This is a genomic window from Variovorax sp. PBL-E5, assembly GCF_901827185.1.
GTDB lineage: Bacteria > Pseudomonadota > Gammaproteobacteria > Burkholderiales > Burkholderiaceae_C > Variovorax.
In genome coordinates this window covers 1455303-1473476 of the sequence record NZ_LR594671.1, presented here as the reverse complement: position 1 = coordinate 1473476, position 18174 = coordinate 1455303, and the positions used below count along the sequence as shown (strand labels likewise).

Below are 18174 nucleotides of genomic sequence, written 5' to 3'. Positions count from 1 at the left end.
GGCGAGCCAGCTACATCGACTTTCCGGCAGGAAAGTCGGGTTTTTTGTCGTTGCCTTCGATGAACGGGCTCCACGGCTGCGCCTTGACGGGCGCCGGCGTCTTCCACACCACACCGAACTGGCCATCGGCCTTGATCTCGCCGATGAACACCGGCTTGTGCAGGTGGTGGTTCTTCGGATCCATCTCGACGGTGAAGCCGTCCGGCGCCTTGAAGGTCTGGCCCGCCATCGCAGCGACGACCTTGTCGGTGTCGGTGCTCTTGGCCTTCTCGACGGCCTGCTTCCACATGTGCATGCCGATGTAGGTGGCTTCCATCGGATCGTTGGTCAGCGGCTTGTCGGCCTGCCCCGGCAGCTTCTTGGCCTTGGCGTAGTCGCTCCATTCCTTGATCCAGGCCGCATTGCTCGGGTTCTTGATCGACATGAAGTAGTTCCATGCCGCAAGGTGGCCGACCAGCGGCTTGGTGTCGACGCCGCGCAGCTCTTCCTCGCCGACCGAGAAGGCCACCACCGGCACGTCCTTGGCCTTGAGGCCGGCATTGCCCAGTTCCTTGTAGAAGGGCACGTTGGAATCGCCGTTGATGGTGGAGATCACCGCCGTCTTGCCGCCCTGCGAGAACTTCTTGATGTCGGCCACGATGGTCTGGTAGTCGCTGTGGCCGAAGGGCGTGTACTTCTCGTCGATATCGGCATCCTTCACGCCCTTGCTGTGCAGGAAGGCGCGCAGGATCTTGTTGGTGGTGCGCGGATACACGTAGTCGGTGCCCAGCAGCACGAAGCGCTTGGCGCCGCCGCCTTCCTTGCTCATCAGGTACTCGACCGCGGGAATGGCCTGCTGGTTGGGCGCGGCGCCGGTGTAGAACACGTTCTTGGACAGCTCCTCGCCCTCGTACTGCACCGGATAGAACAGCAGGCCGTTCATTTCCTCGACCACCGGCAACACCGACTTGCGCGACACCGAAGTCCAGCAGCCGAAGATCACGGCGACCTTGTCCTGGCCGAGCAGCTGCTTGGTCTTCTCGGCGAACAGCGGCCAGTTGGAGGCCGGGTCGACGATCACGGGTTCGAGCTTCTTGCCCATCACGCCGCCGTGGGCGTTGATCTCCTCGATGGTCATCAGCGCCATGTCCTTGAGCGCCGTCTCGGAGATCGCCATCGTGCCCGACAGCGAATGCAGGATGCCGACCTTGATGGTGTCCTGGGCGAACGCCGGCACGGCGGAAAGGCTCGCGAGAGCCACGGCGGCGGTGAGCGCCTTGAGGGTGAAACGACGTTGCATGGCTTCCTTCTCCGGTGGTTTGAACGATGGAGGGAAGTCTGCGCAGGAGGGCGCGCAACGGAAATACGCCCGGTGGCGTACGGCGGCTCAGCCGAAATACGCCCTGGCGTAATTGACCGGCGCATGGTCCGCCAAGTCGCGCAGCAGCACGGCGCCCGGCTTCCACGCATGCTCCGTCGCGTAGCGCGCGCGGCCCTGCGCGCGATCGGTCTCGATGAAGGATGGCGTCGGGTCGATGACGCAGATGGCCTGGTCGCAGGTGATGTAGGTCGGCGCGCCGGCATGTGCATAGAACGAGAGCGCCGGCGGTACCTGGGTCACGACGTCGCAGCCATCGACGAGGCGCACGATGTCGGCGCCGGCCAGCACCGCGACGAAGTCCGCGTCGCCCACGCGCGGCGAGCCGAGCGTGACGAGCAAGGTGGGCGGCGTCACTGTGGCGGCGAGCGTGGCGAGCGCCGCGCCGAGGCTGTGGCCGGCCAGCACGAGGCTGCTGCGCCGGCTGGCCGCGCCGGCGAGCCAGTCCTGGATCCGCGGCAGCACCGCGCGCGCCGCATGCGCGAAACCCGCGTGCACGCGGCCGCCGGTCGGTGCCCATGCGGTCTGCTGCGCCTGCAGGTTGGTCGCGAGATGGCGGATCTCGTCGGGCTGCGTGCCGCGAAAGGCGACCAGCGCGCCGCCGTCGTGCGCATGCAGTGCGCCGAACGCGAAGGTGGCGCCTTCGACGAACAGCGTCGGCGCATCGAAGCCGGCGCGGGCCAGTGCATCGATCAGGCGCGCATGCTCGGTCGTGGATGTTTCCGCGCGGTAGTAGGCCAGTCGCGCGGCTTCGACGGCCCGCTGGGTGGGCGTGTAGCGCTCGCCGGCCGCGAACAGCGTGTCGCGATGCTCGGGTGCGTAGAGCGCTGCGCGGCTCGCGTCGTAGGGAATGGTGGCCATCGGGTTGTCCCTCGGCGATACCGACTACGGCTGCACGGCGCCCGACCTGAACTGGCGCGCGGCGAAGGCCCAGATCAGTTTGCCAGCGTCCGGGCCCGCGACATCGCTGAACGGCATGCTGGGGGCACCGCCGCTCCATGCATGGCCGAGGCCGGCGATCTCGCACAGCGTGACCAGTGTTCTGTTGCCGCGGGTGTAGTCGGTGATGCGCATCGGATGGCGCTTGCCGCGCTGCAGCGTGCGCGGGCTGCCGGGCCGCGCGCCGGTGGCCATGGCCCAGACCGCTGCACTGCTGACCGCATTGCGGGCCGACACCACGGCGTCGGCATCGCCATGCAGCACCAGCAGCGGCGCCAGCGAGCTGAACGCGGCCGCCGCGCCCATCGCCTTGCCGACGGCGGTGGCGGGCATCGGCGGCACATGGCGGCCGCGCATGGCGCCGAGCGCGGTGGCCGGCGACTTCGCGGCGCCGGGCGCAACGCCGGAATGCATCGCTACCGCCTTGAAGCGCCCGGGATAGCGCGTGGCCATCAGGGCCGCCATGCTGGCGCCGGCCGAGAGGCCGGCCAGCGCAACGCGCTCGCGGTCGGCGGGATAGAGCAGGATCACCTGGTCGATCGCCGCCATCAGCGTCGCGGCCTCGGCATCCGCCTTGCCCGAGCGGCGTTCGTACCAGTTCCAGCAACCCTGCGCGTTGGCCAGGCGGTCCTGCTCCGGATAGAGCACGAGGAAGCGTTCGCGCGCGGCCACGCGGTTCATGCGCGTGCTGGCCGCGAAGTCGCGGCCGGTCTGGCCGCAGCCGTGCAGCATGACCATGAGCGGCAGCTTTTCGCCCGGCTGCAACTGCAGGTCGGGCGGACGGTACAGGTGATAGCGCCGGGCGCCGCCGGCGCCGAGCGCCATGCCGCCGATCCAGTCGCCACGGCCCGGCGGCGGCTTGAGCTGCTTGGCGGTCGCGCGCTGCACCTGGCTCGCGATGCGCTTGCCGCTCTTCAGCGTGGCCTTGGTGAGCGCCTTCAGGTTGCGCTGGTAGGCGCGCGTGAGCGGAGAGGTGGAGCGGCGGGACATCGGTGTGCGCGAAAGCGTGTTCCGCACACGGTAGCAGCTTCGCCTGCGCGCATCCATCGGCCGACCGGCCGCATCTCAATACAGTTCGGGCACGATCATGCTGGCCGGCACCGGATGGCGCAGGTAGTCGGCATTGCGCACGCGCGCGGGCAAGGTCACCGGGGCATGCTCGACCTCGTGGTACGGAAACTGGCCCAGCAGGTGGCTGATGCAATTCAGGCGCGCCTTCTTCTTGTCGACCGCCTGCACCACCCACCAGGGCGCCTCGGGGATATGAGTGCGTTCCAGCATCGTTTCCTTGGCCTTGGTGTATTCCTCCCAGCGGCGGCGGCTTTCGAGGTCCATCGGGCTCAGCTTCCACTGCTTGAGGGGATCGTGGATGCGGCCGAGGAAGCGCATGTGCTGCTCTTCGTCGGTGATCGAGAACCAGTACTTGATGAGCTTGATGCCCGAGCGCGCGAGCATGCGCTCGAAGTCGGGCACGGTGCGGAAGAACTCTTCGTATTCCTCGTCGGAGCAAAAGCCCATCACGCGCTCGACGCCGGCGCGGTTGTACCAGCTGCGGTCGAACAGCACGATCTCACCCGCGGCCGGCAGGTGCGCCACGTAGCGCTGGAAATACCACTGCGTGCGTTCGCGGTCGTTGGGCGCCGGCAGCGCAGCCACGCGGGCCACGCGCGGGTTGAGGCGCTGCGTGATGCGCTTGATCACGCCGCCCTTGCCCGCCGCGTCGCGGCCTTCGAAGAGGATGACGACCTTCTGCTTGCCGTGCTGCACCCAGTCCTGCAGCTTGACCAGCTCGGCCTGCAGGCGAAAGAGCTCCTTGAAATAGGCCTGGCGCCCCGCCTTGTCGGTCACCTTTCCCGATTCGAGTTCGTCGAGATTGCGGTCCTCGAGCTCGAGCTCGATCTCCTCGTCGTAGCTGTCGACCAGGTCGCGCGCGATGCGCTGCATCAGATCCTCATGGTCGGTGAAAGTGCTGGGCAGCGTCATGGTCGATCCGGAAGGCAGAGGGAAAGCCGGATGCTGCCGCCGCGGCATGACCGTTCCGTGACAAAGGAGGCCCGGCACGGGCCAAGCGCCGTCACGAAGCTGTCACATGACGCGCCCACGATCAGGCGCCGCGCCACAACCCGCCCCTTGCCATGAGCTCGATCACCGCGCCTTCGCTTTCGACCCAGGCCCCGTCTTCGGGGCGCCCCTCGCTGGATGCCAAGCCGGGACCGGTCACGCTGATCGTGTTCGTCGGCCTGCTGGCGAGCGGCCTTCTGTACACCGCCTGGAGCCTGGTTCAGGACGTGAGCGCCGCCGGCACGCCGGTCACGACCTACGTGCCTTTCATCCTGCTGGGCGTGGCGCTGCTGATTGCCCTGGGCTTCGAATTCGTCAACGGTTTCCACGACACCGCGAACGCGGTCGCGACCGTGATCTACACGCACTCGCTGCCGCCGAGCTTCGCGGTCATCTGGTCCGGCTTCTTCAATTTCCTGGGTGTGCTGGTATCCAGCGGCGCCGTGGCCTTCGGCATCATCTCGCTGCTGCCGGTCGAACTGATCCTGCAAGTGGGGTCGAGCGCCGGCTTCGCGATGGTGTTCGCGCTGCTGATCGCGGCCATCGTCTGGAATCTGGGTACCTGGTGGCTCGGGCTGCCGGCCTCGTCGTCGCACACGCTGATCGGCTCGATCATCGGCGTCGGCGTCGCCAATGCACTGATGCACGGGCGCGACGGCACCAGCGGCGTCGACTGGGGCCAGGCCCTCAATGTCGGCTATTCGCTGCTGCTGTCGCCGATCGTCGGCTTCGTGTTTTCTGCGCTGGTGCTGATGGTGCTGCGCCTGCTCGTGAAAAACCGCGAGCTCTACGACGAGCCGAAGACCAACGCCCCGCCGCCGTGGTGGATCCGCGGCCTGCTGGTGCTGACCTGCACCGGCGTGTCCTTCGCGCACGGCTCGAACGACGGCCAGAAGGGCATGGGCCTGATCATGCTGATCCTGGTCGGCACCGTGCCGCTGGCCTATGCGCTGAACCGCGCCATGCCCGCCGAGGAGACCATCCGCTTCGTCGCAGTGGCCGAGGTGGCACAGAGCGCGCTGGTGCGCAGCGCCCCTGCTGCCCTGCCCGCCCCGCAGCCGGCGCAGGCGCGCGAGACGATCGCGACCTATGTGCGGACGAAGGAATTCAATCCGACGGTGCTACCGGCGATCGCGGCCCTCGCCGGCAGCATCGGTACCCAGGTCAAGGACCATGGTTCGCTCGCCGGCGTCCCGGCCGACGCGGTGGCCAACGTGCGCAACGACATGTACCTGGCTTCCGAAGCGATCCGCGTGCTCGACAAGAGCGGCGCCGTGAAGCTGGATGCCGACACCAAGGGCAAGGTCGGCGCCTTCCGTCACGAGATCGACGATGCGACCAAGTTCATCCCGCTGTGGGTCAAGGTGGTGGTCGCGATCGCGCTGGGCCTGGGCACCATGATCGGCTGGAAGCGCATCGTCGTCACGGTGGGAGAGAAGATCGGCAAGACCCATCTGACCTATGCCCAGGGCGCCTCCGCCGAGGTGGTGGCAATGCTGACCATCGGTGCGGCCGACATGTACGGACTGCCGGTGTCGACCACGCACGTGCTGTCCTCGGGCGTGGCGGGCACGATGGCGGCCAGCCGCTCGGGCCTGCAGATGTCGACGCTGCGCAACCTCGCGCTGGCCTGGGTGCTGACGATGCCCGCTGCGATCCTGCTGTCGGGCTCGTTGTACTGGCTGTTCAGCCACCTCTTCTGAGCGCGCCCTGACCGCCGCGACTTCGCCAGTGCTGCAGCAACGGGCCGGCAACGCCTACGGCAGCGACGAGGCCGGGCTGATCTGCGGCTACCTCTTCGATGCGGCCGCGCCGCAGCCGGCCTGCGCCGTCGACTCGGCCTACGCGGCCGAATGGCTCGCCGCGGCGCCCGATGCAGCGCCGGGCGGCGCCTACATGTGGCTGCACTTCAACCTGAGTCACTCACAGGCGGAGCGCTGGCTGCTGCGCCACGCCGGGCTGTCCGATGTCTTCTTCGAGACTCTGCACGAGGGCCTGCATTCGACCCGCATCGAGCGCGCGGACGATTCGCTGATCGCGGTCATCAACGACGTCCACTTCGAGTTCAGCTTCGAACCGTCGGACATCTCGACGCTGTGGATCAGCGTCGGGCCGCGGCTGGTGGTGACGGCGCGCTCGCAGCCGCTGCGCTCGGTCGACGCGCTGCGCACGGCGGTGAAGGCCGGCGACGCGCCGCGTTCCAGCACCGAGCTGCTCGAGCATTTGCTGCGCGCGCAGGCCGACGTGCTGGTGAACATCGTGCGCGGCGTGACGACGCGCATCGACGTGATCGAGGACGACCAGCTCGCCGGCCGGCTCGACCACAAGCGTTCGCGGCTGGGCGTGCTGCGCCGGGTGCTGGTGCGGCTGCAGCGCCTGCTGGCACCGGAGCCGGCGGCGCTGTTTCGGCTGCTGCAGAACCCGCCCGCCTGGATGGCCGAGCCGGATGCACAGGCGCTGAGCGGCTCGACCGAGGAATTCTCGGTGGTGCTGCGCGACATGGGCGCGCTGCAGGAGCGCATCAAGCTGCTGCAGGAAGAGATCGCGGCCAACGTCAACGAGGACAACAACCGCAGCCTGTTCGTGCTGACGGTGGTGACGGTGCTGGCGCTGCCAATCAACATCGTCGCCGGCCTGTTCGGGATGAACGTGGGCGGCATTCCGCTGGCCGACCACAAGCACGGCTTCTGGGTCGTGCTGTCGATCATCGTGACTTTCACCGCGGCGGCGGCGTGGATCGCGTTGCGCAAGAAACGCTGAAAAAGCGAAAAGAATAAACTCATGGTGTGCCCTCGATCCTCAACGCCGACCTGCATTGCCACTCCGTGGTCTCGGACGGCACGCTGACGCCCGAAGCGCTGGCAGCGCGCGCCGCGGCCAACGGCGTCGAGCTCTGGGCGCTGACCGACCACGACGAGATCGGCGGCCAGCAGCGCGCCGCGGCCGCGGCCCGCGCGCACGGCATGAAGTACCTCACGGGCACCGAGATCTCGGTGACTTTCGCAGGCGAGACGGTGCATATCGTCGGCCTCGGCTTCGATCCGGACGACGCGGCCATGAGCGAAGGCCTCTACGACACGCGCGGCGGCCGCGGCAAGCGCGCGATGGAGATGTCCGAGGGGCTCGCCAAGGTCGGCATCCACGGCGCCTATGAAGGCGCGCTCAGGTTCGTCGGCAATCCCGAACTGATCTCGCGCACGCACTTCGCGCGCTTCCTGGTCGAGCAGGGCCACTGCCGAGACACGCCCGAAGTGTTTCGCAAGTTCCTCACCGAGGGCAAGCCCGGCTACGTGCCGCATCGCTGGGCCACGCTGAAGGACGCGGTGCACTGGATCACCGCCGCCCACGGCCTGGCCGTGATCGCGCATCCGGGCCGCTACAAGTTCACGGCCAACGAGGAATACGCGCTGTTCGTCGAGTTCCAGGCCCATGGCGGCCGTGCGATCGAGGTCGTGACCGGCAGCCACACCACGGCCGAGTTCGTCGAGTACGCCGACAAGGCGCTGGAGTTCGGCTTTGCCGCCTCGCGCGGCAGCGACTTCCACAGCCCCGACGAAAGCCATTGCGACCTCGGCAAGCTCCCCTTGCTGCCCGGCAAGCTCACGCCGGTGTGGGAACTGCTGGAGCACCGCATCCAGTGACGGCGGCGGCCAGCGCGGACGCTCCCGCAAGGAAGAACACGCGCGACATCGAATCGGAACGCATCCTCGCGGGCATTGGCTTGGTCGTGCTCGCCGTCGCCTGTTTCGCGACGCTCGACAGCGCCACCAAGCTGTCGACCACCGGCGTGCCGATCCTGATGGGCATCTGGGTGCGCTATGCGTTCCAGGCGATCGCGACGACGGCGGTGCTGGTGCCGACGCGGGGCGCCGCGCTGTTCCGGACGCGGCATCCCAAGTACCAGTTGCTGCGCGGCGTCCTGCTGCTGGCTTCGAGCACGCTGGCCTTCTTCAGCCTGCGCTACATGCCGGTGGCCGAGTTCACCTCGGTGGTGCTGATCGCGCCGCTGGTGATCACGCTGCTGGCGGCCACCACGCTCAAGGAGTCCGTGTCGCCGCTGCGCTGGGCGCTGGTGGCGGGCGGCTTCGTCGGCACGCTGGTGATCCTGCGGCCGGGCGGCGACGCCTTCGGCTGGGCGGTGCTGTTGCCGATCGGCCTGGTGATCACCAACGCGTGGTTCCAGGTACTGACCAGCAAGCTGGCGCAGACCGAGGATCCGCTCACGATCCATTTCTACACCGGCTGGGTCGGCACGCTGGTCGCATCGGTCCTGGTACCCCTCGCCTGGACGGCGCTGCCGTCGTGGCATTGGTGGGCGCTGCTGTGCCTGATGGGATTCATGGGGACGGTCGGCCACTTTCTTCTCATCCTGGCGTACCAACGGGCGCCCGCCTCCACGCTGACGCCCTACCTCTACGCCCAGATCGGCTTCGCCATGCTGGGCGGCTGGCTGCTGTTCGCCCAGATGCCGGACCGGGTGTCGCTGATCGGCATGGGGCTGATCGCGATCTGCGGCGCGGCCGGCGCCTGGCTCACCGTGCGTGAGCGGCGCGTGCCGATCGAGCCGGCCGAATCCTGAAGCGCCGTTCTCGCGGCAGAATGTCCCGCTTCGCTTTCGCATCCTCTCGCTCGCCATGGCCCAGTTCTTCGAAGTTCATCCCGACAACCCGCAGCAGCGCCTGCTCAAGCAGGCTGCCGCGCTGCTCGCGCGCGGCGAGATCGTCGCCGTACCGACCGATTCGAGCTACGCGCTCGCCTGCCATCTCGACGACAAGGACGCGGTCGACCAGCTGCGGCGCATCCGCCAGGTCGACGAGAAGCATCACCTGACGCTGATCTGCCGCGACTTGAGCGAGCTCGCCAACTATGCGCGGGTGGACAACAAGCAGTACCGCCTGCTCAAGGCGGCCACGCCCGGCCCCTACACCTTCCTGCTCGAAGCCACCAAGGAAGTGCCCAGACGGGTGAGCCATCCGCAGCGCAAGACCATCGGCCTGCGCGTGCCCGATCACAAGGTGCTGTGCGAGCTGCTGATGCTGCATGGCGAGCCGCTGCTGGCCACGACGCTGATTCCGCCGGGCGAGACCCAGGCGCTCAACGACGCGCAGCAGATCCGCGAGCGCTTCGAAAAGCAGATCGGTGCCGTCATCGATGCCGGCGCCTGTCCGTCGGAACCGACCACGGTGGTCGACCTCACGCCGATGGGCACGGGCGGCGAGCCGGTGCTGGTGCGGCAGGGACGCGGCGCACTGGCAGTTCTGGGCTTGTAGCCCCAGGCCATCGGGGGTCGAGCTCGACTCCTGAGACAATGGGTTGTGGACATTTCAAACCTGATTCAAACCGTGCTCATCTACGCCCTGCCCGTGGTCTTCGCGATCACGGTGCACGAGGCGGCGCACGGCTATGTGGCGCGGTACCTGGGCGACAACACGGCGTACGTGCTCGGCCGCGTGACGCTCAATCCCTTCAAGCATATCGACCCGGTCGGCACCATCCTGATGCCGCTGCTGCTTTACTTCGCGACCTCGGGCGCCTTCCTGTTCGGCTACGCGAAGCCGGTACCGGTCAACTTCAATCGTCTGCGCAATCCGAAGCGCGACATGGTCTGGGTCGCGCTCGCCGGTCCGGCGTCGAATTTCATCCAGGCGATCATCTGGGCGCTGTTCTTCGTCGGCCTGGTGGCCGGGGGCATCAACGAGCCCTTCTTCATCAAGATGGCGCAGGGCGGCGTGCTGGTCAATCTCGTGATGTGGGCTTTCAACCTGTTCCCGCTGCCGCCGCTCGATGGCGGCCGGGTGCTGGCCGGCCTGCTGCCGCACGGGCGTGCCCAGATCTTTCTGTCGCGCATCGAGCCGTATGGCTTCTTCATCGTGATGGGCCTGGTGATCGCCGGCATCGTCAGCAACTACTGGCTGCGGCCGCTGATGAACCTGGGCTACCAGGCGATCAACCTCCTGCTCACGCCCATCCTGGCCTTGCTGCACTGAATCTTCTCCCATGGCTTCGTCCTCCCCCGCTCCCGTCCGCTTCCTGACCGGCATCACCACCAGCGGCACGCCGCACCTCGGCAACTATGTCGGCTCGGTGCGGCATTCCGTGCGGTTCAGCCGCGAGAAGCATGTCCAGAGCTTCTATTTCCTCGCGGACTATCACGCACTGATCAAGGTCGACGAGCCCGCGCGCATCCAGCGCTCGACGCTCGAGATCGCCGCCACCTGGCTGGCCTGCGGACTGGACCCCGAGCGCGTGACCTTCTACCGGCAATCCGACATCGCCGAGATTCCCGAGCTGACCTGGTTCCTGACCTGCGTGACGGCCAAGGGCGTGCTCAATCGTGCCCACGCCTACAAGGCGTCGATGGACAAGAACATCGCCCGCGGCGACGACCCCGACGCCGACGTGAACGCCGGCCTGTTCATGTACCCGGTGCTGATGGGCGCGGACATCCTGATGTTCAATGCGCACAAGGTGCCGGTCGGCCGCGACCAGGTGCAGCACATCGAGATGGCGCGCGACATGGCGCAGCGTTTCAACCATCTCTATGGCGAACACTTCACGCTGCCGGAGGCCGAGATCGACGATGCGGTGGCGACGTTGCCCGGCCTCGACGGCCGCAAGATGAGCAAGAGCTACGACAACACGATCCCGCTCTTCGCACCGCGCGCGCAGTTGCAGAAGCTGATCGCCGGCATCGTGACGGATTCGCGCGCGCCCGGCGAGCCGAAGGACACCGAGGGTTCGGCGCTGTTCCAGATCTACCAGGCCTTCGCGGACGCCGAGGAGACGCAGATGCTGCGCCGGGCCTTCGCCGAGGGCATCTCCTGGGGCGACGCCAAGCAGATCCTCTTCGAGCGCATCGACCGCGAGGTCGCGCCGATGCGCGAGCACTACGACGCGCTGCTGAACGATCCGGCGCAGATCGAGCAGATCCTTCGCGCCGGCGCCGACAAGGCGCGCGCGCTCTCGCGCCCCTTCATGGCCGAGTTGCGCCAGGCCGTCGGGCTGCGCAATCTGGCGGCGCGGGACAAGGCCGCTGCACGCAAGGCCGGCAAGACCGTGCGGCCCAGTTTCAAGCAATACCGCGACAAAGACGGACTTTTTTATTTCAAGCTGCTCGACGCGAACGGCGTACAGCTGTTACAAAGCGTAGGGTTCGCATCGCCCCAGGAAGCCGGCCGCATGATCGGTACGCTTCGGCAGCAAGGCGGGCCGGCATTGAGCCTGCTCGCCGCGCAGCTGGAACCGATCGACAATGAGGGAGTTCGCGCGGCCTCGGCCGCACTCGAGGCGCTGGCTGCTGAAGCGGCCGGCGGCAGCTGAGCAACGATTTCGCGCAGCAATGGCCGGCACTGCCGGCCAGGGCGCACAAAATGAGAGAGAAGCCATGAGTATTTATGTCATCGACGACCATCCCCTGATGCGTGACGCGATCGTGATGGTGCTGCGTCGCCTGCGGCCGGCCGAGACCATCGTCGAACTCGAGCGGCTCGACAAGCTGCCCTCCGCCGTGAAGCAGCACGGCGCGCCCGACCTGTTCTGCCTGGATCTCAAGCTGCCCGACACCAACGGCGTCTCGGGCGTGGTCGAGGTGAAGAAGGACTATCCGGACGTTCCGATCGCGGTCTACTCGGCCTCGCCCGCGGCCGACATGGAAGAAGCCTGCATCGAGGCCGGCGCCGACACCTACATCGAGAAGTCGTCCAGTTCCGCGGAGCTGACTGCCGTGCTGCGCGGCCTGCTGATGGCCGACGCCGATGCCGAGGAACCGGTGGCCGCGGCCAGCAGCAAGCTGTCCAAGCGCCAGACCCAGCTGATCGCCATGCTCGACCAGGGCATGAGCAACCGCGACATCGCCACCGAACTCGACATCAGCGAGCACACCGTGAAGGTGCACCTCTGGCGCCTGTTCCGACGCCTCGGCGTCAAGAGCCGGACCCAGGCGCTCCACCACGCCCGGACCAACGGGCTGCTTTCGAATAACAGCTGACCCCCCAGGCTGCGCGCACTTCGTGTCGCTTCGCCTACCCCCTTTCAGGGGGCGCTGCCTGCGGCCCGGCGGGCCGGATCCGCGGCAGCTCACGAACAGGGTCCTGGCCTTCGGCCGGACCCTTTTTTCTTGGTCAGCCCACGGCGCCGGAGATGCGGGTTTGGGCTTGCGATTCGTCGGCATCGTGCAGCGCAACACGGAACACGCTGCCTCGCCCGAGCCGGGAGCGCACGCTGACCGGATGGCCGAGCGCATGCGACAGGCGCGCGACGATCGCAAGGCCCAGCCCGAATCCGTCCGATGTGCCGGCATGGTCGGCCACCTTGTAGAACTCGAGGAACACGTCGCGCAGGTGCTCGCGCGCGATGCCGATGCCGGTATCCCAGACCTCCACGCGAAGGCCGTCCCTCGACTGCCGTGACGCGAGCAGGATGCCCCCCTCGACGGTGTACTTGATCGCATTGGCCAGCAGGTTGCCGATCATGCGACGCACACGGATCGGATCGGTCAGCACCGTGCCCGACGCCACGTGCATGCGAAAGGTCAATCCCTTGGCCTCGGCGACCGGCCGGTATTGCAGTTCGAGATCGTGCAGCAGCTGGGCCACATCGACCCGCTCGATGTGCAGCCTCACCTGGCCCGAATCGATGCGCGCCAGATCGAACAACGAATCGAACAGCGCGTTGACGGCATGCGTGGCGCGCACGATCTTGGGCGCGATCTCCGCCACCAGTTCCGGCTCGTTGCGCAGCCAGTCGGCATAGAGCGAGAGCGCCAGCACCGGCTGGCGCATGTCGTGCGCGGCGCTGGCAAGGAAGCGATTCTTCATCGCCACCGCCGAGACCGCCGCCTGCCGTTGCTGCGTGAGCGAATTGATCAGGATGTGGTTGTGGAACAGCAGCTCGAAGCTGTTGCGGGCGGTCTCGTGGATGCGGCGACCGGCGCGCAGCAACAGCCACCAATGAAGACCGGGAAGCAGGAGAAAGCCGTAGTGAAAATGCGGGCGCTCGAACTTGAGCTCGATCATGCGCACGATGATCGCCGCCAGCATGGTGAAGAACAGCGTGTTGACGTAGCGCTTGAGCAGCGGCGGATGCAGCGCGAGTCCGTTCAACGGGAAGGTCGCCACGCCGGCGACGATCAGCCAGCTCATGAACTGGTTCACGAGCGGCGTGCGCTCGAAAAATATCAGGATCGACAGGCCCCACGCGAACGCGCTGGTGCTCCAGAGATAGCGATAGTGTTCGACGAAATATTGCTGGGCGGCCGAGTCCCGGTCGGCATAGTGCCGGGCGTAGAGCTGCTCGCCCCAGATGCGGAACCCGGTCGCCACGATGCCGATGACCAGCCAGGCCATCAGCTGCCACACGGGCACGTGACCCCAGCTCAACCCCACCATGGCCGGCATCAGGGCGGCTGCCAGGAGATAGGAACCGCGGGCTGCCCGCATCAGGCTGCGGATCAGCTCGCCGCGCACCCATGGCTCGGCCTCGTCCGCCGACGCGGGCGCCGGCGTGAGACTTGCAAAGGACGAGTTGCCCAGCCCTGCGAACGACGAATTACCCATCATGGCTCACTGCCCTCTGTCAGCCGGGCCACAAAAAAGGCCCCTCACGAGGGGCCCCTGGATGCGGCGCTGCGGCGCGCAAAAAATTTGACGGCTCCGTGCCGCTCTCGTCCACCCGTGCGTGGCCGGGCGGAGTCGTTCGATCTTAATTGCGCGCGACCGGGTCCCCTGGAATCGCTGAAGGATGCGTCGCGCCGCAACAACGCGATAGCGGCCTCGCCTCGTCTCTGTTTGGGTTTAAATCAACCTGTACAGAAGCTGAACAAATGAAAATTTACTGCACTTGTATCGCAGATCTGACATTTTCCCTACAAGAACAACAATAAGAACGATTCGCAGTCAAAATCTCGCGTCCAGGTGGCATGGCTTGTATGCGCCGCTGCCTGTCATTCATTACCGAGGATTTCATGAAACGCGTTCGTCCCGCGGTGCGCCATCACACGCCCGTCGCCCTGGCCCTGCTCAGTCTGTTCTCCCTGCCCGGTGCATTCGCCCAGCAGGCCGCGCCGGCCGCGGCCTCCGGACAGACAGATTCGTCAGCGTCAACGCCGGCGACTTCGGCCGCGCCAGGGACCTCGGTGCCGCCCACCCTGCGTGAGGTGCAGGTTCGCGATACCGCGGACAAGAACAACTTCGGCGCCAATGGCTCGTCGATCAGTCGCCTGCCCGCCGATCTGAAAGACATTCCTCAATCGGTGACAGTCATCAACCAGGCGCTGATGCAGTCGCAAGGCGCGACCTCGCTGGCGAGCGCATTGCGCAACGTGCCGGGCCTGACCATCGGCGCGGCCGAGGGCGGCACGATCGGCACCAACATCAACCTGAATGGATTCTCCGCGCGGACCGACGTGTATCTCGATGGCGCACGCGATCGCGCCCAGTACTTCCGCGACACTTTCGCCCTGGATTCGGTCGAGGTCCTGATGGGCCCATCGTCCATGCTGTTCGGCCGCGGCTCGACCGGCGGCGTGATCAACCAGGTGACCAAGAAGCCCTCGCTGACGCCGGCCGGCGAAGTGTCGGTATCGGCCAGCACGACCGGGCTGGCACGGACGACGATCGACGTCAATCAGCCGTTGTCCGAGACCTCGGCCTTCCGCATCTCGGCGATGGGCCAGGACGGCGATGCCACCACCCGCGATCAGACCAAGCTGCAGGACTACGGCATCGCGCCGTCGCTGAAATTCGGCATCGGCACGCCGACGCAAGTGACCTTCACCGCCCTCGTGCAGCACAACCGCGACATGGCCGACTACGGTGTGCAGGCGCTCAACGGCAAGCCGGTCGCGGTCGACCGCAACAATGCCTACGGCTTCAGCGATGACCGGACCATTTCGGACATCGGCGCTTTCGGCGCGACGGTCCTGCACAAGCTCACGCCGACCAGCTCGATCCGCAATCAGACGCAGTTCAATGAGGTCACCACCGACGCGCGCGAAACCGCGCCCCAGGCCCTTGGCACGCTGAGCGCGAAGGGCTTCACCGCGTTCACCACCGGGACCACGGCGGCACCGGCGCCTGCCTTCAGTGGCCTGCCGCTCGACCAGCTCTGGGTGCGGCAGCAAAGCCATGACCGCGTGATCCACGACAAGTCCTTCTTCAACCTGACCGAATACAACGCGAAGTTCGACACCGGCAGCATCAAGCACACCTTCCTGGCCGGCTTCGAGTTCGGGCGCGACATGTACAGCAACCAAGCCTACTACCGCAACGGAAACTGCGGCGGCGTGGCGCTGAATCCGGTCGGCGGCACCAGCGGCTATGCGTCGTGCACGCCCCTGCTCAATCCGATCGAGATCGCCTCGTCCGCCTCGGCGCCCAGCCTGCCGGGCAATCTCGCGACGGCCAATGCGACCACGGTCGCCGGCTACGTCAACGACACGATCGAACTCAGCCCGCAGTTCAAGCTCGTCGCGGGCGTCCGTCAGGACAACTACCGCGCCAGCATCAACAACACGGTCACGAGCGCCAATGCATTGGCGTTCATGAATCAGACGGTCAACTTCACCAGCGTGCGCGGCGGCGGCATCTGGCAGCCAACGCCCGAGCAGTCGTACTACGTGTCGTACAGCACGTCCTTCAATCCGTCGCTGGAGCAATTGACCTCTACGACAGGCGCGACGCAACCGCTGCCACCGGAAAAGAACAAGGCCTACGAGCTCGGCGGCAAGTGGGATCTGCACAACGGCGACCTGTCGCTCACTGCCGCCGCGTTCCAGATCACGCAAACCAATGCGCGCTCGCAGAACTCCGACGGCACCTACGTCGCGACCGGCACAGTGCGCGTGAACGGCGCGCGCGCCGGCGTGGCCGGACGCGTCACCGACCAGCTGCAACTGTTCGGCGCCTACACGCACCTGGATGCGACGATCGTCGACGGCATCGCGCCCGGCACGCTCGGCAAGACGCCGGCCAACACGCCCAAGGATGCCGCCAGCATCTGGGCGGTCTATGCCATCACACCGGAATGGGAAATCGGCGGCGGCGTCACTTACAGCGGGAGCCGTTTCGCGAACAATACCGACTTGGTTCGCGTGGACAGCTACACGCGCTTCGACGCCACGCTCGCGTACCACCAACCCAAATACGATATCCGCTTGAACCTGTTCAATCTCTTCAATCGCTACTATTACGACGCGCTGATCCCGTCCGACGGCGGCCGTGCAGTGCCCGGCTCCGGCCGCTCGGCCATGGTGACGCTGAACTACAGGTTCTGATCCCGCCGCTTCCTGCCAGAACATGCTTGTCTGCATTCCCCAGCTTCTCGACGCAGCGGCGCTGGCCGCGGTGCGCACGCGGCTCGACGCGGCCGGCGACGCCTGGGTCGACGGCCGCGTGACGGCCGGCCATCAGGGCGCAGCGGTGAAGTTCAATCAGCAGATCGACGAGCGCTCGCAGGTGGCCCGCGAGTGCCAGGACATCATCGCGAGCGCGCTGGAGCGGCATCCGATCTTCATCAGCGCGGCATTGCCGAACATCCTCTATCCGCCGATGTTCAACCGCTACAGCGAAGGCATGACCTTCGGTCTGCATGTCGACGGTGGCGTCCGCATTCATCCGCACATCGGCCGCAAGGTGCGCACCGATCTGTCGGCCACGCTGTTCCTGTCGGACCCCGACAGCTACGACGGCGGCGAATTGCAGATGGAAGACACCCACGGCATGCAGAGCGTCAAGCTGCCGGCCGGCGACCTGGTGATCTACCCAGCGAGCAGCGTGCACCGGGTCACCCCGATCACGCGCGGCACCCGCGTGGGATGCTTCTTCTGGGTGCAAAGCCTCGTGCGCGATGCCGCCGACCGCGCGTTGCTGTTCGACCTGGACAACGCCATCCAGCGTCTGAACCAGAGCGGGGCCGACGAAACGGCGCGCCGCACGCTGATCGGCACCTACCACAACCTTCTTCGCAAATGGAGCGACACCTGAGTCACGCCCGCATGACGAGCCTTTCAACAACTGCCATCGGCCCCGCCATCGCCGATCCGACGCAAGGCCTGGCCGCCGAACGTCCGCACCCGCATCATCGCCGCGCGATGCTCGTGCGCTGGATCCGCAAGACACACGGCTGGATCGGCCTCTGGGGCGCGATCCTGGGACTGATCTTCGGTACGGCCGGCATCTGGCTGAACCACCGTGCCGTGCTGAAACTGCCGATGTCGCAGCAACGCGCCAATGCACAGCTTGCACTGCCGGATCCCGCACCAGCCAGCGCACAGGAAATGGCGGCCTGGCTGCAAACCGCTCTCGGCATGGATGCGCCACCCAACTCGATACGCACCGAGCCCTCTCGACCTGTGGCCTGGACCGAAAAAGGCCGGCATGCCGGCGCGTCTGAATCGGCGGACGCCGCAGCGCCCAAGCCGCTGATGCAGCCCGAACGCTGGATCTTCAATTTCGGTGGTCCGGATGCGATCGTGCAGGCCGACTACTGGCGCGGCAACCGGTCCGTCGGCGTCACGACCACGAGCAACGGCTTCGTCGCCACTCTGGCCAACCTGCACAAGGGCGTCGGCATGCCCGTCGCGTGGATCCTGTTGGTCGATACGCTGGCCGGGAGCCTGATCTTCCTGTCGGTGTCCGGTGTGGCGTTGTGGATGCTGACCCACCGGCGCCGGGTCGTCGGCCTGGTCATCTTCGGCACCTCGGCGGCACTCACGCTGGGGTTGATATTGAGCCGGCTCTGAGCACGACGCGCTACCCCTGGCACAGTTCACAGGCTACAAGGAAGGCTCGACAAGCCTTCAAATAAAAGTAGAACTTTAG

General features: G+C 66.6%; 16 protein-coding genes. 11 read left to right on the top strand and 5 right to left on the bottom strand.

From position 1 onward, the window contains the following. Positions 1 to 10 precede the first annotated feature (10 nt). The 4 genes from urtA to ppk2 all read right to left on the bottom strand — a co-directional run bounded on the left by urtA (position 11) and on the right by ppk2 (position 4279). A complete protein-coding gene (gene urtA, locus WDLP6_RS07190) occupies positions 11 to 1279 on the bottom strand; it encodes an urea ABC transporter substrate-binding protein (protein WP_162591780.1) in 1269 nt (422 codons plus the stop codon). An 87-nt stretch (positions 1280 to 1366) separates the two neighbouring features. Then, the gene (locus tag WDLP6_RS07185; RefSeq protein WP_162591779.1) at positions 1367 to 2218 is read right to left on the bottom strand and encodes a lipase family protein; all 852 of its coding nucleotides are present in this window, start codon (positions 2216 to 2218) and stop codon (positions 1367 to 1369) included. A 24-nt stretch (positions 2219 to 2242) separates the two neighbouring features. Further along, positions 2243 to 3286, bottom strand: coding sequence for an extracellular catalytic domain type 1 short-chain-length polyhydroxyalkanoate depolymerase (locus WDLP6_RS07180; RefSeq protein ID WP_162591778.1), 1044 nt, complete (start codon positions 3284 to 3286; stop codon positions 2243 to 2245). Positions 3287 to 3361: 75 nt separating this feature from the next. After that, positions 3362 to 4279, bottom strand: a complete 918-nt coding sequence (ppk2, locus tag WDLP6_RS07175) for a polyphosphate kinase 2 (protein ID WP_162591777.1) — start codon at positions 4277 to 4279, stop codon at positions 3362 to 3364. Positions 4280 to 4431: 152 nt separating this feature from the next. On the opposite strand from ppk2, the gene WDLP6_RS07170 reads away from it, so the two are divergent. The 8 genes from WDLP6_RS07170 (at position 4432) to WDLP6_RS07135 (ending at position 12344) form a co-directional block, all read left to right on the top strand. Then, on the top strand, positions 4432 to 6060 hold the full coding sequence (locus WDLP6_RS07170; RefSeq protein WP_162591776.1) for an inorganic phosphate transporter: 1629 nt from the start codon (positions 4432 to 4434) through the stop codon (positions 6058 to 6060). A gap of 28 nt (positions 6061 to 6088) precedes the next feature. After that, complete coding sequence (locus tag WDLP6_RS07165; protein ID WP_162591775.1) at positions 6089 to 7117, top strand: transporter; 1029 nt, start codon at positions 6089 to 6091, stop codon at positions 7115 to 7117. A gap of 26 nt (positions 7118 to 7143) precedes the next feature. After that, positions 7144 to 7998 (top strand): 3',5'-nucleoside bisphosphate phosphatase, encoded by an 855-nt coding sequence (locus WDLP6_RS07160; RefSeq protein WP_162591774.1) that lies wholly within the window; start codon positions 7144 to 7146, stop codon positions 7996 to 7998. Next, positions 7995 to 8936: a DMT family transporter gene (locus WDLP6_RS07155; RefSeq protein WP_232076985.1), complete on the top strand. Its 942-nt coding sequence runs from the start codon at positions 7995 to 7997 to the stop codon at positions 8934 to 8936. The genes WDLP6_RS07160 and WDLP6_RS07155 overlap by 4 nt, the downstream gene beginning before the upstream one ends. Positions 8937 to 8991: 55 nt before the next feature. Then, on the top strand, positions 8992 to 9627 hold the full coding sequence (locus WDLP6_RS07150; RefSeq protein WP_162591772.1) for an L-threonylcarbamoyladenylate synthase: 636 nt from the start codon (positions 8992 to 8994) through the stop codon (positions 9625 to 9627). 45 nt (positions 9628 to 9672) lie between these two features. Then, positions 9673 to 10344 (top strand): site-2 protease family protein, encoded by a 672-nt coding sequence (locus WDLP6_RS07145; protein ID WP_162591771.1) that lies wholly within the window; start codon positions 9673 to 9675, stop codon positions 10342 to 10344. Between the two features lie 10 nt (positions 10345 to 10354). After that, on the top strand, positions 10355 to 11677 hold the full coding sequence (locus tag WDLP6_RS07140) for a tryptophan--tRNA ligase (RefSeq protein ID WP_162591770.1): 1323 nt from the start codon (positions 10355 to 10357) through the stop codon (positions 11675 to 11677). Positions 11678 to 11741: 64 nt separating this feature from the next. After that, positions 11742 to 12344 carry a response regulator transcription factor gene (locus tag WDLP6_RS07135; RefSeq protein ID WP_162566388.1) on the top strand — a complete coding sequence of 201 codons (603 nt, stop codon included), beginning with the start codon at positions 11742 to 11744 and terminating at the stop codon, positions 12342 to 12344. Positions 12345 to 12477: 133 nt separating this feature from the next. Here the strand turns inward: WDLP6_RS07135 and shkS are convergent, their stop codons facing one another. Continuing rightward, positions 12478 to 13914, bottom strand: coding sequence for a surface-behavior sensor histidine kinase ShkS (gene shkS, locus WDLP6_RS07130; RefSeq protein ID WP_232076984.1), 1437 nt, complete (start codon positions 13912 to 13914; stop codon positions 12478 to 12480). Positions 13915 to 14318: 404 nt separating this feature from the next. On the opposite strand from shkS, the gene WDLP6_RS07125 reads away from it, so the two are divergent. Genes WDLP6_RS07125 through WDLP6_RS07115 form a run of 3 tightly spaced genes read left to right on the top strand, consistent with a single transcriptional unit; the run spans position 14319 to position 18095 of the window. Beyond that, the gene (locus WDLP6_RS07125; protein WP_174259851.1) at positions 14319 to 16628 is read left to right on the top strand and encodes a TonB-dependent receptor; all 2310 of its coding nucleotides are present in this window, start codon (positions 14319 to 14321) and stop codon (positions 16626 to 16628) included. 22 nt (positions 16629 to 16650) lie between these two features. Then, on the top strand, positions 16651 to 17337 hold the full coding sequence (locus WDLP6_RS07120; protein WP_162591769.1) for a Fe2+-dependent dioxygenase: 687 nt from the start codon (positions 16651 to 16653) through the stop codon (positions 17335 to 17337). Between the two features lie 11 nt (positions 17338 to 17348). Continuing rightward, the gene (locus WDLP6_RS07115; protein WP_162566386.1) at positions 17349 to 18095 is read left to right on the top strand and encodes a PepSY-associated TM helix domain-containing protein; all 747 of its coding nucleotides are present in this window, start codon (positions 17349 to 17351) and stop codon (positions 18093 to 18095) included. Positions 18096 to 18174: the final 79 nt, after the last annotated feature.

Bases quoted from the DNA above. Each gene is read 5' to 3' on its own strand.
- urtA (WP_162591780.1), bottom strand. From the start codon at position 1,279: ATGCAACGTCGTTTCACCCTCAAGGCGCTCACCGCCGCCGTGGCTCTC.
- WDLP6_RS07185 (WP_162591779.1), bottom strand. From the start codon at position 2,218: ATGGCCACCATTCCCTACGACGCGAGCCGCGCAGCGCTCTACGCACCC.
- WDLP6_RS07180 (WP_162591778.1), bottom strand. From the start codon at position 3,286: ATGTCCCGCCGCTCCACCTCTCCGCTCACGCGCGCCTACCAGCGCAAC.
- ppk2 (WP_162591777.1), bottom strand. From the start codon at position 4,279: ATGACGCTGCCCAGCACTTTCACCGACCATGAGGATCTGATGCAGCGC.
- WDLP6_RS07170 (WP_162591776.1), top strand. From the start codon at position 4,432: ATGAGCTCGATCACCGCGCCTTCGCTTTCGACCCAGGCCCCGTCTTCG.
- WDLP6_RS07150 (WP_162591772.1), top strand. From the start codon at position 8,992: ATGGCCCAGTTCTTCGAAGTTCATCCCGACAACCCGCAGCAGCGCCTG.
- WDLP6_RS07140 (WP_162591770.1), top strand. From the start codon at position 10,355: ATGGCTTCGTCCTCCCCCGCTCCCGTCCGCTTCCTGACCGGCATCACC.
- WDLP6_RS07135 (WP_162566388.1), top strand. From the start codon at position 11,742: ATGAGTATTTATGTCATCGACGACCATCCCCTGATGCGTGACGCGATC.
- shkS (WP_232076984.1), bottom strand. From the start codon at position 13,914: ATGATGGGTAATTCGTCGTTCGCAGGGCTGGGCAACTCGTCCTTTGCA.
- WDLP6_RS07125 (WP_174259851.1), top strand. From the start codon at position 14,319: ATGAAACGCGTTCGTCCCGCGGTGCGCCATCACACGCCCGTCGCCCTG.
- WDLP6_RS07120 (WP_162591769.1), top strand. From the start codon at position 16,651: ATGCTTGTCTGCATTCCCCAGCTTCTCGACGCAGCGGCGCTGGCCGCG.
- WDLP6_RS07115 (WP_162566386.1), top strand. From the start codon at position 17,349: ATGACGAGCCTTTCAACAACTGCCATCGGCCCCGCCATCGCCGATCCG.